Raw genomic sequence first — 17,580 nt, forward strand, 5'->3', positions numbered from 1 at the left:
GGTTCGGACGAAACTGCGCGGGCTGGATGGGATCGGCCCGCTAAAACAGTGCTTGTTGAGTGTTTGCCGCGCCCCTTGGGGTAATTGGGGTATAAATCGTGTTCGCCAAATCTGGGGATCAAGCCACACGTAAGCAAAAGGGCCGGCGTTCTGCCGACCAGAATTCATTCCTGGCGGGGATGTGGAAGAACGGGATCGTCCGTTCCACGGTTGCAGCCAGCGCGACGGCAGCGCTCGTTGCAGCGATGATGTTCGGCGGCGGAGGTTTCAACCCCGCTGTCGCGGCCCCGGCCGACACTCAGGAGTCCGGCACCGAGCAGCAGCTGCGTGACGCCGTTGAGGAATCCGGCACGACCGCAGTAACCGGTGCCGCCAAGGACAGCGCACAGCCCGGAATCCCGGCCGACGCCAAGAAGCCGGCCGCTGCGCCGAAGCCAACGGAAACGCCGGCTTCGGGCCCCGCGACGAAGGCGGCGGAAGAATCGCCGAAGTCGACGCCAGCGGCTTCGAAGAAAACGGATGAGCCGTCCACGGCCCCGAAGTCTGCCGGGAAGCCGGCTGCTTCGCTCGCTGGCGAGGCGAAGCAGGCCACCGCAAAGACTGAAGCCCCCGTCGAAAAGAAGAAGACTGAGGCTGCTGCTCGCACTGCCGGCAAGGCAGGGGTAAGCGAAGCCCCAGCGGCAGGTAGCCGAGGGCGCTGCGAAGCCAAAGCCGGAAAGTTCGAGCAGCGCATCGACGGGGGCAGCTACACCCCGGGCCTGGTGAACGTCGACGCGGGCTCCAATGTCTACCAGCGCGTGCCGCTGAGCGGCCTGAAAAGCGGCAGCAACGAACTTACCTTCCGCTACACGGCTCGTGCCGGTGGGGTAGACGCCATTGAATACATCGATGGCTACAGCCTGACCAACGGATCCGTCGACGTGACAAATGAAGCCACCGTTGGCGGAACGACCTTTGTCACGCTGAACCTGAATGCCACGTCCGCCGAGGCAACGCTCTCGTATGTCGTGCATATTTCCCCCGAAGCGGGCATGAACGGACCATCCAGCAATGGCGTGGATATTCAGGTTCAGCTGGATTCTTTGGGCTGCGCGACAATCGGAAACAAGACCCTCAACATCAAGGTCAAGCCTTCGACCGTGCAGCCGCCAAAGACAACTTCCGTGAAGATCAAGAAGGAACTCACCGGAGAAACGAAGGCCGTTGACCCGGACCGTACCTACTCGGGAACGGTGACCTGCACGTACAACGGAAAGACGGTTACAGGTACCTGGGAAAAGCAGGCCGGCGATGCCGCAACTGAAGTTGCCTTTGCCAGCGGCGCCAAAGCCGCTGTGGGTAGTGATTGCACGGCAACCGAAAGCGAACTGACCGCCCCGTCGACCGATCCGTCCTATGTTTTCGAGACGCCGGCGATTGCCGGGCTGAAGAACCTGGGCAAAAATGGCGGAACGATTGTCGTCACCAACAAGGTCAAGCGACTCGTTGGCGACCTCTATGTCACCAAGACCGTGGTCGACCCGTACAACGGATTCTGGGACTTTGGGCTCCCTGTATTTGAGGTCAACTACGTCTGCAGCAACCCGTCCGATACTGGGGCTCGGACCATTGAAGGCAGCCGTTGGATCCGAGCCGGTGGAACCCGGACGATTCAGGACATTCCGTTCGGTTGGAACTGCGAATTCAACGAGACCACTCCCTCCCAAAAACTCTTGCGGGGTAGCTCCTACACGTGGGGTTCCCCGGTAGTCGACCGCCCCGCAGTGACGATGGGCGCGAAGGCCGACGGTTCCACCGTTGCCGTGACCAACACCGTCGGCCGAGGCGCCGGCTCGCTGGAAATCAACAAGAGCCTGGAAGGCGACCTCGTCGGGAACATCGATGAGGGAATCACCTACACCGGGACCTGGTCCTGCACCTACGGCGAAACTGCCCAGCATGGTGATTGGTCCTTGGAAGCAGGCGATTCCGAGGTTGTCGCTACCGACCTGTTGGCCGGCAGCGAGTGCACGGTGGCAGAAAACGCAACCCAGCAGGGACCGAATGCCAAGGATGCTTCCTATGTCTGGCTGCCCGCGTCCTTCACCGGAAACCGTGCAAAGATCGCCGCCAACGAGACCTCAACGGTCGGCGTGGTCAACTCGGTTGAACGCAAGTTGGGCTCCCTGAACATCACGAAGAAGCTCAGCGGCGAAACCGCCGGATTCACCGGTGGCGAGAATGAAGCCTTCACCATTTCCTACACCTGCGTGAACCCGTTGGACGACAAGGCTGCACCGGTTGTCGGCAGTGTCCTGCTTGCCGCAGGCGGCACCAAGTCGGTCGGGTCGATTCCGTTCGGCTGGGATTGCGGTTTCTCCGAGACTGCCCCCGGAACCGACCTCTTGAAGGATGGTTCCTTCGCCTGGAACACTCCGGAGATTGATCGCTCCAAGGTGTCGATGGACGCGGGAACCAACGGTTCCGCCGTCACCGTCACCAACTCGATCGGCCGCGAACACGGCGAGCTGGAAATCGGCAAGCGCGTTGCTGGTGATCTGGCAGGGAACATCGACGAGGGGATCACCTACGCCGGAACCTGGACCTGCACCTACGGTGAGACGACCGAACGTGGCGACTGGTCCCTGGAAGCAGGCGAATCCGAGGTTGTCGCCAGCGACCTGTTGGCCGGCAGCGAGTGCACTGTCGCAGAGAAAAAGACCGAGCAGGCACCGAATGCCAAGGACGCTTCCTACTACTGGCTGCCCGCGGCCTTCGAGGGAAACAACGCCACGATTGGCGCCGACTCGAAGGCGCGCATCGATGTGGTCAACTCCGTCGGGCGCGAGCTGGGGGCGCTGAGCGTCACCAAGAAGCTCATCGGTGAGACTGCAGGATTCATCGGTGGAGAGACCGAAGGATTCCAGGTCAACTACACGTGTGCGAACCCGTTGGATGAAAAGGCTGCACCGGTTGCCGGAAGCGTCCTGCTTGCCGCCGGCGGCACCAAGACCGTTGGTTCGGTTCCGTTCGGTTGGGATTGCGAATTCGCCGAGAGCACTCCGGGTGCTGACCTGCTCGAGGATGCGTCCTTCATCTGGGGCACCCCGGAAATCGATCGGGCCGAAGTCTCGATGGATGGTGAAACCGACGGTTCCATCGTCACCGTAACCAACTCGATCGAACGCAATCTTGGCGCGGTCGATGTCGCCAAGTCCGTCGGTTCGACCGACTACTTGGGTGACGGCAAGTGGAAGATCACCTACGACATCACGGTGACGAACCAGCAGGCCGCCCAGAGCATCTACACCTTGACCGACAAGCTGAGCTTCGGCGAGGGCCTGGTCGTGGAGTCGGCTCGCTACCAGCAGTCGGGCGGCGATTGGGCCGATTGGCTGGATACCGGCGTGGAAGCAGTGCTCGCCGCGGATCGAAAGATCGAGCCCGCCCAGGGTGAGCAGGTTGCCCAGCACACCTACCAGGTTGAGGTCGTGGCTTCGGTCCCGGCAGGGATCATCGGTTCGGACGAAGCAACCTGCGATGCAGGCGACGAATCCGCCGGAGGCGGCTTCCTCAACATTGCTGCGGCAACCGCGGGAGAGCACAACTCCGTTGATACGGCTTGCGCCACCCCGATGCCGACAGACAGCAGCTACTCGCTGGAAAAGACCTCCGACCCGGCCAGCGGCGAAACCGTCTGGCCAGGCGAAGAGATCGTGTACACGGTTACGGTGAGGAACACCGGAGAGTTCGTCTACACCGGCGCCATCGTCACCGACGAGATGTCCGGCTGGGAGGATGCGGCGACCCTCGACGAGGAAAGCCTGAAGGTCTCCGGGGGCGAGATCACCATCGAGGGCAGCGAGATCATCTGGACCGTCGGCGACCTGGCGGTGGGGGAGAGCAAGACCCTCACCTACACGGTCACCGTCAACGCCGGTGCCTGGGACCAGATCCTGGTGAACACGGCCAGCGGCAACGGGGACGTCCCGCCGTCGACCACCACGCACCCGACGCCTGAGTACCACAAGCTGCCGGAACCGCCGGTCGTCGTACCTCCTGTCGTTGAGCCGCCGGTCACCGAGAAGCCGACCCCGGAACTGCCGGGTAAGGAAACAGAGGTTCCGGAGCCGCCAGTAGTCGCGGAGCCGAACCCGGAACTGCCGGGTGAGGAAACCGAGCTCCCGGCAGATCCTAAGGACGAGGGCGACGCGCCGACGCTGAAGGGCAAGGAAACACAGGTTTCGGCACCCGAACAGACGAAGCCGCTTGCGACCACCGGGTCATCCGAAGTCGCACTCTGGGTTGCCGGAAGCGCAGCGATGGTCATGCTCCTCGGAGCAGGACTCGTGGCCGTTTCCCGTCGCCGCAAAGGCAGCGAGAGCTAGCTAGGGCAACACCCTTCCTGGGTCGACGCACCCCATGTAGCCGGCCCAGGAGCAACGCAAGCCGGCCGGCATTCCTCGAATACCCCTCGAGGAATGCCGGCCGGTTGTTGCTTTGCCTGGAGAATTCAATGCCCCAGAAGTGTTGGTTTGATGAAGCGGAATAAGGCCGCTCGTCGCCATTGACTTTGCTTTCGGCAGGCCGACCATGGCTGCTTATGTGATGGCCCGAGCTGCGAAGGGAGAACGCAATTTTCCTCAGCTCCGAGAAATGGAAGAAACACATCTAGTGGTATTCGCGTTCGCCGGTTAGGCTGGCTCCAGCACAAGCAATATCAATTGGGTGCTGGGGACCAAATGAATACTGGGGGACGTCCGGACTTGGGGTTTGGACGAAACTAGCGGACTGGATTTGGGTCAGTTCGCTGAAACAGTGCTTGTTAAGTGTTTGCCGCACCCCTGGGGGTAATTGGGGTATTAATCGTGTTTGCCAAATCTGGGGATCAAGCTACACGTAAGCAAAAGGGCCGGCGTTCTGCCGACCAGAATTCATTCCTGGCAGCATTGTGGAAGAACGGGATTGTCCGATCCACGGTAGCCGCCAGCGCAACGGCAGCGCTCGTTGCAACCATGATGTTCGGGGGCGGGGGATTCAACCCCGCTGTCGCCTCTCCGGTGGACAGCACCGACCCGGCTGTCGAGAAGCAGCTGACCGACGCCACCGAAGAAACCGACCCAGCCGTCACCGCGAGCGCAGAGAAGCCAAGCGGCGAAACGGCTGAACCCGAGCCGGCACCGGCGCCCAAGGAAACCGAAGAGCCTGCTGCTGAGAAGCCTGCGGCGGAAGAACCTGCAACGGTGCAGGAATCCGCGGCCCCCGCTGAAGAAGCCCCGGCATCCAAGGCGCCTGCAGCTCCGAAGAAGCAGGCTGTCGCCCCGAGCGATGAAACCAAGAAGCCTGAGGCGGCGACAGCCGAGGCACCTGCCTCCGAACCGACGCCGGAGCCGGACAAGGAGTCAAAGGTCGCAGCGGCTCTTGCCGGGGTCCCGGGTGTATGCGACACGAACAATCGCACCGGAAAAGTCGATACGTTCATGCAGCGTTCCGACATCACACAGTTCGCGAACGGCAACCTCTCCCTGGGTCTCTATGAAGGAGGCTTCGTCCACCAGCGCATCGAAATGATCCAGATGCAGGCGGGCGAGAACGAACTGGTCTTCACCTACAAGGTTCGCGAGGCGGGCAAATGGGCATACGACTACCTCGCCCAGTACAGCATGACCGGCGGCACCATCACCAACACCGAAATCGTCCAGGGATCAGGCAATGAGCGGGTGGACACGGTCAAGCTCACCTTCGATGCAACAGCGTCATCGGTGACCCTGTTCTTCAGCGCCCATATCGCCTCCGAGCTTGATCACGGGCCGGGAACCGGCGCCTCTTCCATCCACGGTTCGCCGTACCACGTGAATCTGGTGTCGCTGAACTGTGCTTCGACCGGCAGCCGCGACAACCAGATCAAGGCCGGGGACGTCCAGGCCGGTTCCGTGACCATCGTCAAGGACGCAACTCCTGCGGACGGAACCGACTTCGACTTCAACCTTGCGTCCGCCAAGACCCAGAGTTCCGTGAATTTCCAGCTGGACGACAGCGCATCGTCGAACACCGGAGCAGTCCTTCCGGACCGGGTCACCTACACAGTTGCACCCGGCGGGGTCACGGTTTCCGAGAAGGACCTGCCGGCAGGCTGGAACCTCTCGGACCTGGTTTGCACGGGGGTGACGGCCACAATCAACAAGCCGGCCCGCACCGCAACCTTCGATCTCGCCGACAACGCGAACGTGACGTGTACCTTCACGAACACGAAGACGACCTACAAGGACCTGAAGGTTACCAAGACCGCCAAGGCGTCGTACGACCGCGACTACGACTGGACCATTGACAAGTCGGTGGCTCCGGGCCGGCAGACGGTGAATTCCGCAACCGCCAATGTTCCCTTCACCTACGGAGTGCTCGTCAAGGCAGGCGAACCGAAGGACAGCAACTTCAAGGTCACCGGAACGATCACCGTTGAGAACCCGAACCAGTCGGCCCTCAACGCAGTCACGCTGGCCGACAGCCTCCCCGGTGCCACGTGCTCTATCAGCACGGCCGGCGGAAACACCGTGAACGGGCCAATCTCCATTCCGTCGGGCACCTCGACGTTCGACTACACCTGCGCCATGCCCGCGGGAACCAACGGAAAAACCACGGGAACCAACACCGCCACGGCGACCTGGAACAAGGCCAGCTACTTCGGCACCAGCGGCCAGGCACAAGGCACCGCAGGCTTCGATTTCTCAAAGGTCACCCCGACCGTCACCGACGACAAAGTCACCGTCACGGACGACAAGATCGACCTGTCGAACCTGCCTGGTGGCAACGTGGTAACCGTCGCCCAGTCGCCGAAGACCTTCACGTACAACCTGACCTGGCCGGGCGTGGTGGGCGAGTGCACCGAGTACACCAACAACGCGAAGTTCGTGGAAGCCAACAGCAAGCGGACCGACGGCGACTCGCAGACGGTGGAGCTCTGCATCGGGGCACCGCTCGAGGTTTCCAAGAACGTCATTTCCAGCTTCGACAGGTCGTACCTGTGGGACATCACCAAGACCGCCAAGGGCGAGGGACCGTACATGGCCGACCCCGAGACGGGCGAGGTGACGGTCGGCTACGACGTGACCGTCAAGCCGAAGAACCCGGCATTCACCGACAGCACCTGGGCAATGTCCGGCGTCATCTCGGTCAAGAACCCCAACGACTGGCAGGACATCACGGCCACCGTGGGCGACTCCGTTGACGTCGGGGGCGGCGCCGTGTGTGCGGTCACCGGCGTGGTCGGCGGAGGAAGCGATGCAGACGGCACGGCTGAGGGCTTCCAGGCAGTGATCCCGAAGGGCAAGACCGTACAGTTCGACTACAGCTGCACCTTCACCGGGCAGCCTTCGTACACGGGTACCAACACCGCGACGGCAACCTGGGATGCAACAGCGGCCTCCACTGCAAAGGGTTCGGCACAGGGCACCGCCCCGGTCGATGAAACGACCTGGAGCCAGAACCCGCTGAACAAGACCATCACCGTCACCGACGATGAATTCACCTTCGATCCCGCCTGGGTCGTCACCTGGTCCAAGGACATGGCTCCGCAGACCCGTTCCTACGAACTGACCTGGACGGTGGAGGCGGCCGGCACGTGCCAGACCTTTACCAACACGGCTGCGTTCACCGGAAGCAATGACCTGACCGGCTCCGACTCCGCCGACATCGAGGCCTGCCGCAGCGCGGACCTCTCCGTTTCCAAGACCGTGGACGCGGCCTTCGACCGCACCTACCTGTGGGGCATCGAGAAGTCGTTGGCCCAGGGGCAGGACAACACCGTCACCACCGGTGCCGGCGGCGAGGCCGAGGTCGACTACGACGTCACCGTGACCAGCCAGGGCTACACGGATTCCAACAAGACCCTTGCGGGTCGGATCACCGTCACGAACCCCAACCGGTTCGGCGGTGAAACCCAGGTCACGGTCGCCGACCAGACGACGATCAACGGACTGGTCTGCACGGTCGACCCGGCGCAGGACGCCAACCCGGGCACCGACGGTGTCCAGCTCAACGTCCCGCGGGCCACCGAGGCCGCCGGCGTGTGGACCAACGGAACCGCGACCGTGGCGTACAACTGCGACGCTTCCTCGGTCCTCGAAGAGGACTACACCGGGAACACCAACACCGCGACGATCACCTGGAACGAGGGCCGGAACACGGCATCGAGCTCCGCGGTCGCCATCGACTTCACACTCGGTGAAACCACCGACGAAACAGTCGAGGTGTTTGACAACGAGGCCGTCACCGGCGGCGAAGGCAAGCTGCTGGGCACCGTTTCCTGGGATGAGGTCAAGGGCAAGGACCCGCGGTCCAAGACCTTCACCTACACGCTGACCCACACGGCCGAGGGCGGCACCTGTGCCCCGTTCACCAACACCGCTTGGGTCGAGCTGGCCGGAGAGGGCACTAACCCCTCGGGCGACGCCACCGTCACCGTGTGCAGCCAGCTTGGGCTGACGGCCCAGAAGACCGCAAACGCCTCGTTTGAACGGGAGTACTTCTGGAACCTGCTGAAGAAGGCGGACAAGACCAGGGTGGAGATCACCGATGGTTCGGCCCAGTTCAGCTACACCGTTTCCGCCACCCCCAAGGGGTTCGAGGATTCGAACTACGCCCTGACCGGCCAGATCACCCTTGTGAACCCGAACCGCTTTGCCGAAGGCGCGATCACCGCAACCGTCAAGGACACCGTCAACATCGGCGGCCTGACCTGCGTCATCAACGCCGAGGACACCGACCTCCAGGCCGAGGGCCTGCAGGTGCTCGTTCCCGCGGCCTCGGACGGCAACACGGGAGCCCTGGTGCTCGGCTACTCCTGCAGCGGAGTCCCCGCCACCTACACGGGCACCAACGTCGTGGACGTGACGTGGACCGACGTGGCCGGGGCGCACAGCACCTCGGCACAGGCTCCGGTGAACTACCTCGAGACCGCCTCGACGAACAAGACCATTGAAGTCACCGACGACAAGGTCTTCGACACCGAGAACCCCGAGTCGCTGGGAACCGCGGACTGGAACAGCAGCGGAACCGCTACCGAGTTCACCTACCAGCTGAGCTTCCCGGGCACCGCCGGGGCCTGCACCGACTACACCAACACCGCAGTGATCAAGGGAACCGAGACCTCGGATTCCGAAACCGTCACGGTGTGCGTGGAGAAGAAGCTGGCCCTCGGGATCGAGGCCTCGGCCTCCTTCGACCGGGACCACGACTGGAAGGTCGAGAAGGAAGCCGACAAGACCTCCTTCAACGTCGACGGCGAGGGCAAGGTGACCGCCGGATACACCGTCACAGCCACCGAAACCGGCCACGCCGACTCGAACTGGAAGCTCGGCGGCAAGATCACCGTGACCAACCCGAACGGGTTCGGCGAGATCCTGGCGACCATCGACACCGAGCTCAGCCTCGACGGGGTCACCTGCACTATCACCGACACGGATGCGGACGTCGCGGAGGGCTTCCAGGTACTGGTCCCGGCCGGCGAAACCAAGACGCTCACCTACACGTGCGACGTGTCCGCCGGTGTTGCCGAGGCCGACTACCTCGACCAAACCACCGCGGCGACAGCCACCTGGGCCGACGGCCGCAGCGCCGCCAGCGAGCCGGCGTCGTTCGACTTCGAGATGGACGGAGAAACCGACACCGAGGTCACCGTGACCGATGACAAGTACACGGAGAACGGCAACGTGCTGGGCACCGCCACCCTGGCGGAGTCGCCGAAGACCTTCACCTACGACGTTGAGTGGGAGGGCGTTGCGGGAACCTGCACCACCTTCACCAACACCGCGGTGCTCGCCGGTGACGACGACAACCCCTCGGGGAACTCGGACTCCGCCGACATCGAGGTCTGCGTCGAGAAGGGCCTGACAGTCGTCAAGACCGTCGACGCCCAGTACACGCGCGACTACAACTGGAAGGTCGAGAAGAAGGCCGACAAGACGTCCTTCACCGTCGACGGTGACGGCACTGTCCTCGCGGACTACACCGTGACTGCCACCCGGGACGGCCACACCGACCAGGACTGGGCGATGTCCGGATCGATCGACGTGTTCAACCCGAACCTCCAGGGTGAGATGGCTGTGGACGTTGCCGACGTGGCCGGCATCCCCGGCACGGTCTGCACCGTCGCCGGCGGCGGCCAGAACGTCACGGTCCCGGCAGCCATGCTTGACGGGGGATCCGTGGTTCCGGGCAAGGCCACCGTCACCTACGACTGCGACCTCCCGGAGACCGTGGATGCCGCGGACTACGAGGGCAAGCAGAACACCGCCACCATCACGTGGACCGGTGTGGACGGCAAGCCCCGCACCGCGGACTTCGCTGCGGACATCGAGTTCAAGCAGACCGAGAGCATCGATGAGACGGTCACCGTCGTCGATGACCGGACGGTCCCCGGTACCGAGACCGAGCTTGGCACCGTCGGCCTGGGGGACTCCCCGAAGGAGTTCACCTACCAGGTCGAGCTTGCCGGTGACGCCGGCAAGTGCACCACCTTCACCAACACCGCGGTGCTCCGGGAAGATGCCGGCGCCAACGACAACAACTCGGCCACGGCCGACGTCGAGGTCTGCGGCAAGATGGGCCTGGGTGTCTCCAAGACGGCCAACGCCTCCTTCGACCGCGAATACCTGTGGGACCTGAAGAAGAAGGTGGACGACGACAAGGACGGGCACGAGCAGGAGGGCGAGGAGCACTCCGAGGGCGAGCACGAGTCCGACGACGACCCGAAGTCCGCTGACGACCCGAAGGGTGAGGACCGGAAGGCCGCTGCCGCGTCGTCCGATGACGACGCGGAGGTGGAAGACGGCAAGCGGGCCGTGATCGGCCTGGATGGCGCAGCCACCTTCGACTACACGGTCATCGCCACCCCCGACGGCTACGTGGACTCCAACCACTCGCTGACCGGCCAGATCACGCTGACCAACCAGAACGAGTTCGAGGGCGGCGGCACCGTCGCCACAGTGTCCGACAACGTCGACATCGCCGGTCTCACCTGCGTGATCGACGCGGAGGACATCGACCCGGACACCGAGGGCCTGCAGGTCCTGGTTCCGGCCGGATCCACCGGGGACAAGGCGATCGTCCTGGACTACAGCTGCACCGGCGAACCGGAGAACGGGGACTACGAGGGCCTGAACACCGCGACGGCCACGTGGACCAACGTCGCCGGCGCCACGGACCGGGCCACCGGCACCGCAAGCGTCACCTACGTCCAGCAGGGTTCGACGAACTACACGGTCGACGTCTACGACGACAAGACCACGGACGAACCCCTGCTCCTGGGCACCGCCACCTGGAACCCGGAGGACACCCCCACCGAGTTCAACTACCCGTTGACGTTCACCAACACCGACATGGCGGCGGAGAACGGGACCTGCAAGACCTACACCAACACCGCGACGATCCCGGCGGCGGACAAGTCCGATTCCGAAGACGTCGAGGTCTGCGTCGAGGTCGGTGCCCCCACTGTTGAAAAGACCGTCACGGGCACCACACAGGGCGACGACGGAAGCTGGAGCGTCACCTACGACCTCGTCGTGACGGGCGATGCCTCGTTGCTGGGACGCTACTCGCTGGAGGACACCCTGCGCTTCGGCGACGGGATCGAGATCAACTCGGCGTCGTGGACGGGCCCTGGCGCCGCCCCCGGCGATGACTGGGATCTCGAAACCCCGAACTACACCGAGGTGCTGGCCACCGACAAGCTGATCGCTGCGGGAACCACGGAGAAGTACACGGTGACCGTCAACGCCACGGTCGCCGCGGGTGTCGCCGGCTCCGAGGCGGGGAACTGCGAGCTGGCCGAGGGCGAGGACGGCACCGGGTTCCTGAACTCGGCGACCATCACCGCCAACGGCAAGGACGCCGTCTCCGAGGACTGCGCCACCCCGGTGACTCCGACGTTCGAGAAGCGGGCCGTTGAACTGGTCCAGCACAACGGCGCGGACGGAAACTGGGACGGCACCTGGGATGCGCGCTACGACTTGGTCGTCGCCAACCCGGGCACCGACGGGCAGGCAGTGAACTACTCGCTGGCCGACTCCCCGGAGTTCGCCGGCGGCGTGGTCATCAACGACCGCTACGCGACCACCGAGGACGGCACCGTCAACGCCGCCTGGAACGGCAAGGACTCGACGGACACCCTGGTCGCCAAGCACGTCGAACTCGGGGCCGGGGAATCCGACACCTACCGGGTCACCGTCAACGTGACGCTGGGCGCCGACATCGCCACGGACGAGCGCACCTGCCCGGCCGAGGGCTCCGAAGGCGGCAAGGGTCTGTTGAACTCGGGCACGCTGACCAGCGGCAACGAGACGACCACCGACGAGGCCTGCCTGGAGATCCCGGCACCGGAAGCCAACGTCGTCAAGACGGCAACCGGCGCCACGGAGAACCCGGACGGCACCTGGGACGTCGGCTACACCGTCGTGGTGAACAACAACTCGGACGTCGAGACCCGCTACGACCTCACCGACACCCTGCGCTTCGGCGAAGGGCTGGACGCCACCGAGGCCACCTGGGTGCTGGAAGGCACAGACGTGCAGGGCGCCTGGGAGAACCCGGGCACCGAGAAGTCCGAGGTCATGGCCGAAGGGCGCATCCTGGGGGCACGCTCCAGCGAGACCTACACGGTCACCGTGAAGGTGACCCCGCAGGAGGGCGCCATCGGCTCGGACGAGGCAACGTGCGACTCCGGGGAGAACCCGGAGGACAGCGGATTCCTCAACGAGGCGACGCTGAGCTACAACGGTTCAACCACAGCATCGCGCGATTGCACGACGCCGGTCGAGAACCCGCGCGGCTACTCGCTGGAGAAGACCTCCGACCCGGCCAGCGGCGAAACCGTCTGGCCCGGTGACGAGATCGACTACACCCTCACGGTGAAGAACACCGGAGAGTTCGTCTACACCGGCGCCGTCGTCACCGACGACATGTCCGGCTGGGAGGATGCGGCGACCCTCGACGAGGAAAGCCTCGAGGTCTCCGGCGGCGAGTTCACCATCGAGGGCAGCGAGATCATCTGGACCGTCGGCGACCTGGCGGTGGGGGAGAGCAAGACCTTCACCTACACGGTCACCGTCGACGACGAGGCCTGGGACGAGATCCTGGTGAACGTGGCCACCGGCAACGGGGACGTCCCGCCGTCGACCACCGAGCACCCGACGCCTGAGTACCACAAGCTGCCTGAGCCTCCGGTCGACGAGGAAGAGGAACCGGAGCCGGAGGTCGAGTACCCGGACGAGGAAACCGAAGTCACGGTTCCGCCTCGCCGCCCGGTGGTTCCGCTGGCAGACACCGGTGCCTCCGATTCCACGCTGTGGATCGTCGGCGGGGGTGCAGTGGTACTGCTCCTGGGTGCAGGCCTCCTGGCGGTCGCCCGCCGCCGCAGGAACGAAGGCAACTAACCACCCGATAGACCCGTCCGCGGCCGGCATACCCAGATCGTCCGGCCGCGGACTCCCCTTCAACCGGCATGGGCCCGCGCCCCTCGCGGCCCGTGCCGGTTGTCGGGCTTAACGCCCGCCGCGGGCCCCGGGGGCGCGGCTAGGATGGGGAGCGTGGAATACGAATTGTGGCGCTCCCTCTGCCTGGCCATGCCTGGCGCCTACGAGGACTTCCCCTTCGGCGAGGAGGCGGCGGTCTACAAGGTCGCGGGCCGGGACGCGTCCAAAGCCAAGATGTTCGCGCTGCTCATGCTGCGCTCCGGCGTCGTGTCCCTGAACCTCAAGTGCGACCCGGCACTGGCCGAGCAGCTGCGCAACGCCAACCCGCAGATCACCCCCGGATACCACATGAACAAAAAGCACTGGAACACCGTCACCCCCGGCCTCGACACCGGGATGGTGCGCGACATGGTCGAGGACTCCTACGACCTGGTGGTCGCCTCGCTGCCGCGCGCCGAGCGCGAGGCGCTGGGCTGGAAGGGGCTCGTCGAGCGCGGATAGCGCACGCTCGGTAGGCTTGGGGCATGTACTTCATCGTCGTGAAATTCAAGACCAAGCCCGACTACACCGAACGGTTCATCGACATGGCCACCCCGTTCACCCTGGCCACCCGCGCCGAGGCCGGAAACCTCTGGTTCGACTGGTCCCGCAGCATCGAGGACCCCAGCGAGTTCGTGCTCGTCGAGGCGTTCCTTGACGACGATGCCGCCGGCGCCCACGTGAACTCCGAGCACTTCAAGGCGGGGCTCGAAGCCATGCGCCCGGCACTCGTGTCCACCCCGAAGATCGTCTCCCGCAAGGTCGAGGGCGACTCCTGGGGCGACATGGGCGAACTGCAGATCGACTAGCGTCCGGCATGCTCGGGCCGCTGCGGCGCAGGCTGCGCCAGACCCTCTCCGCCCAGGAAAACTACGATCCGGCCTGGGAACGGGAACTGGACCGCGGGGATGACGCGGGCTACTTTGCCCACGACTCCGCGGTCTGGGTGGTCCACGGCGGCATGAGCCCCATGGCCGCGGGCATCCGCGCGCTGCTGACCCAGGCGCTGCACCCCGCGGCGCTGGCCGGGGTGGCCGAGCACTCGAACTACCGAAGCGACCCGCTGGGGCGGCTCGCCGGCACCATCCGGTGGATCTTCACCCTGACCTACGGGGACACACAGGCCGCACGGGCCGCCTGCCGGTGGGTGCAGCGGCGCCACGTCCCGGTCACCGGCAGGTACACCACCGGTGCGGGCGGGGAAAAGGACTACTCGGCCAACGACCCGGACCTTGCCGCCTGGGTGCACATCGCCTTCGCCGACGCCTTCCTGCGCAGCCACGAGGCGTTCTCGGGGCCGGTGCCGCAGGGCGCCGACGCGTACGTGCGCGAGTGGGCCGTGGCCGGAGAACTCATGGGCGTGAAAAACCCGCCGCGCAGCGAATCCGAACTCCGGGCGGCCATCGCCGGGTACGAGTCCCGCGGCGAACTCGCCGGAGGGCCCCGGGTTGCCGAGGTGGTCTCCTTCCTGAGGAACCCGCCGCTGGACCCGATGATCCTGCCCGGCTACAAGCTGCTCTTTGCCGCTGTCGTCGACACCCTGCCCGAAAGCCACCGCAGGATGCTGGGGCTCGAACGCGCCGCGATCGGCCCGCTCCCGCTGCCCAGCAGACTGGGCGGCAAGGCGGCCTTGGGGCTTGCCGGCCGCGCGTTGGGTGCCAAGCGTCCGGCAGAACTTGCCGCCCGGCGCCGCCTGTTCCGGCTCGGGGTGCTCGGCGACCTGAGCTACCCGGAAACCGGGATGACCGAGCTCGACGAGGTGCCCGAAGGCTACAGCCAGCTGCACCTGCGCGAACGCGTGGGCCAAGGGCGCGCCGCCTTCGACGCACTGGCCGAGGGCATCCTGGGTTGGGAACTGCACAGGCGTTCGGGTCTGCGCACCCGCCCCGACACCCCGCGCGTCCAGCTGGGCAGCCGCGTCGAGTTGGGCTTCGGGATCGGCCCGGCCCGCATCACCGCGCCCTGCCGCGTGGTGCGGCTGATCGACGAGGCAACCCGCAGCGGATTCGCCTACGGCACGCTGCCTGGGCACCCCGAGACGGGGGAGGAGTCCTTCGCCGCGGTGCTTGACGCGGACGGGGGCGTGTACCTGGAGATCCGGGCGGCCTCCAGGCACGCCAACCGGTTCTACCGGCTTCTCTCCCCGGCGGCCGAGGCCGCCCAGCGGTTCGCCACCCAGCGCTACGTGGCGGCAGCCCGCGAGTTGGCAGCAGCCGCCGGCTGAGGGCGCCGGCCGGGTGCATTGGCCGTGTGCGCCGGCCGGGCGCGTTGGTTCAGGGACAGGTGTTGGCCGGCGCCGTGCCCTCGAGTCGGCCGTTGGCCCACGCGACCAGGTCCGGGATCAACGGCGAGTCGTCGCCCACCAGCGGCATGTGGTCCAGGCCCGCGTACTCGCGGTAGTCCATCCGCTGCCCGGCAGCGCAGCGCCCGGCGACCCAGTCCCGCTGCATCCCGGGAAGCACCAGCTGGTCGGCCAACCCCTGGCCCACAAAGAGCGGGTAGTCGATGTTCTGGTTCACCGAGTTCTCCCGGAGCTTCGCACCCAACGGGCCGTTGAGCGCGGATTCGGGGATCACCGCGTCGAAGAGCTGGGTGGCGCCGATGACAGCGGACAGGGCGTCCCGCCCGTCGAAGCACAGTTCGCCGATGCGACTGGCGGACCCGGCGTAGCCGGGGGTGACCTGCCCTGCCACGTCGAGCTCGGGGAAGACGTCGTTCCACGACTCGGCGATGTAGGAGGAGACCACCTTGCCCGCCGCGGCGTCCTTCGCGCCGAGTGCCAGCTCCGCCAGGTCGGTGGCAGGTGCGAGTGCCGCAACGCCCAGGACCTCGACCTCCGGAGCGTAGTCCTTGGCGATCGCCGCGCTCCACAATGCCCCGTGGCCGCCCTGGGAGTGGCCCCAGATGACGGTGTCCCCGCGCAGCGCGACTCCCTCGAGCTGGCGGGCGGCACGGAAGGCATCCAGCACGTTTCGCCCCTCGGCCTGCCCCACCAGGTAGGGGTGCGGCCCCGCGGTACCCAGCCCCACGTAGTCGGTCATGACCCCGGCCCAGCCCTGGCCGACAAGCTCGCGCAGCGCGGCGGCGGGCCCGTCGGAGAACGGAGCGGGGGAGAGCGATGGGGCGCACCCCGGGACGATGCCCTTGGTGCCGTGCGCTATGGAAACCACCGGCAGTGCCCTGGGCCCGCGGTTGGCGGGCACCACCACGGATCCGGATGCCACGGCGGGGGAACCGTCGGGGTGGGTTGTCGTGTAGAGGATCCGCCAGGCGTTCGCGTTCCCCGGGATGCCCTGTGCGAGCGGCTCGGCCCGCAGCAGCTTGCCCGGTTCGCTCGGCAGGTCGGTGGGCGGGGTGTAGAACGCATCGGGGACAAGGCGTGGATCCCCGGCATGGATGAAGGAGGTCGCCAGCACCATGGCAACGGCCACGAGCAGGGCCAACGCGGAACCGGAGACCTTGCCGAAGCCGAGTAGTTTGCGCTTTGCCGGCGTGGGGGAACCTTCCCTGCCGCGGGCAAGGAAATTGAGGATCAGGCGCAGGCCCGTGAAGACCAGCCAGCCGCCGAAGAACACGCCGAAGGCCCACACCGTCAGCTTGGGCCAGGCCAGCACCAGGGTGCCGGTGGCGATCGAGGCCAGCCCGCCGAGCAGGGAGTAGACGCGGCTGTTGTTCGCGGCCCGGAACAGCGAGACCAACGAGGCCACGCCGGAGAGAACCAGGAACAGCGCAACGGCCAGGGCCAACACCGGAAGGGTGGCGCCGCGCCATGCCGGCGCGGCGATTCCCATCCCGACGAGGAGTGCGCCGCTGGCGCCATTGATCCAGCGGTCCAACGCGCCGTGACCACCGTCGTGGTCCGCATCTTCGCCGAACGCCTCGATGACCCGGGCGGTGCCCACGACGGCCAGCGCCACGGAGAGCGCCAGCACGAATACCTTGATCGATGCCGAGGAGTTCAGCGCCAGGACTGCGCCGAGGACCACCAGGGCCAGGCCCAGGAACGGGCGCACCCGCAGTGGAATCCTCTTCATGCCCCCGAACATGCGCGCCCCCTTGTCTTGCAGGCGTCGTGCCTACACACGTAAACATTCTG

General features: G+C 65.6%; 6 protein-coding genes. 5 read left to right on the plus strand and 1 reads right to left on the minus strand.

Annotated elements, in window-relative coordinates; genetic code table 11:
* Window positions 1-179: 179 nt before the first annotated feature.
* The 5 genes from ACSYDW_RS00130 to ACSYDW_RS00150 all read left to right on the plus strand — a co-directional run bounded on the left by ACSYDW_RS00130 (window position 180) and on the right by ACSYDW_RS00150 (window position 15,708).
* Window positions 180-4,367 carry a DUF5979 domain-containing protein gene (locus tag ACSYDW_RS00130; protein WP_438336674.1) on the plus strand — a complete coding sequence of 1,396 codons (4,188 nt, stop codon included), beginning with the start codon at window positions 180-182 and terminating at the stop codon, window positions 4,365-4,367.
* Between the two features lie 627 nt (window positions 4,368-4,994).
* Window positions 4,995-13,406, plus strand: a complete 8,412-nt coding sequence (locus ACSYDW_RS00135) for a DUF7927 domain-containing protein (protein WP_438336675.1) — start codon at window positions 4,995-4,997, stop codon at window positions 13,404-13,406.
* A gap of 144 nt (window positions 13,407-13,550) precedes the next feature.
* On the plus strand, window positions 13,551-13,946 hold the full coding sequence (locus tag ACSYDW_RS00140; protein WP_438336676.1) for an MmcQ/YjbR family DNA-binding protein: 396 nt from the start codon (window positions 13,551-13,553) through the stop codon (window positions 13,944-13,946).
* 23 nt (window positions 13,947-13,969) lie between these two features.
* Window positions 13,970-14,293, plus strand: a complete 324-nt coding sequence (locus ACSYDW_RS00145) for a putative quinol monooxygenase (RefSeq protein ID WP_438336677.1) — start codon at window positions 13,970-13,972, stop codon at window positions 14,291-14,293.
* 8 nt (window positions 14,294-14,301) lie between these two features.
* The gene (locus tag ACSYDW_RS00150; RefSeq protein ID WP_438336678.1) at window positions 14,302-15,708 is read left to right on the plus strand and encodes a DUF1990 family protein; all 1,407 of its coding nucleotides are present in this window, start codon (window positions 14,302-14,304) and stop codon (window positions 15,706-15,708) included.
* Window positions 15,709-15,757: 49 nt separating this feature from the next.
* On the opposite strand, the gene ACSYDW_RS00155 is transcribed toward ACSYDW_RS00150, so the two are convergent.
* Window positions 15,758-17,518, minus strand: a complete 1,761-nt coding sequence (locus tag ACSYDW_RS00155; RefSeq protein ID WP_438336679.1) for a lipase family protein — start codon at window positions 17,516-17,518, stop codon at window positions 15,758-15,760.
* Between the last annotated feature and the right edge of the window lie 62 nt (window positions 17,519-17,580).

The sequence above is a fragment of the Paeniglutamicibacter selenitireducens genome, from assembly GCF_051550675.1.
GTDB lineage: Bacteria > Actinomycetota > Actinomycetes > Actinomycetales > Micrococcaceae > Paeniglutamicibacter.

Bases quoted from the DNA above. Each gene is read 5' to 3' on its own strand.
- ACSYDW_RS00145 (WP_438336677.1), top strand. From the start codon at position 13,970: ATGTACTTCATCGTCGTGAAATTCAAGACCAAGCCCGACTACACCGAA.
- ACSYDW_RS00150 (WP_438336678.1), top strand. From the start codon at position 14,302: ATGCTCGGGCCGCTGCGGCGCAGGCTGCGCCAGACCCTCTCCGCCCAG.
- ACSYDW_RS00130 (WP_438336674.1), top strand. From the start codon at position 180: ATGTGGAAGAACGGGATCGTCCGTTCCACGGTTGCAGCCAGCGCGACG.
- ACSYDW_RS00155 (WP_438336679.1), bottom strand. From the start codon at position 17,518: ATGAAGAGGATTCCACTGCGGGTGCGCCCGTTCCTGGGCCTGGCCCTG.
- ACSYDW_RS00135 (WP_438336675.1), top strand. From the start codon at position 4,995: ATGATGTTCGGGGGCGGGGGATTCAACCCCGCTGTCGCCTCTCCGGTG.
- ACSYDW_RS00140 (WP_438336676.1), top strand. From the start codon at position 13,551: ATGGGGAGCGTGGAATACGAATTGTGGCGCTCCCTCTGCCTGGCCATG.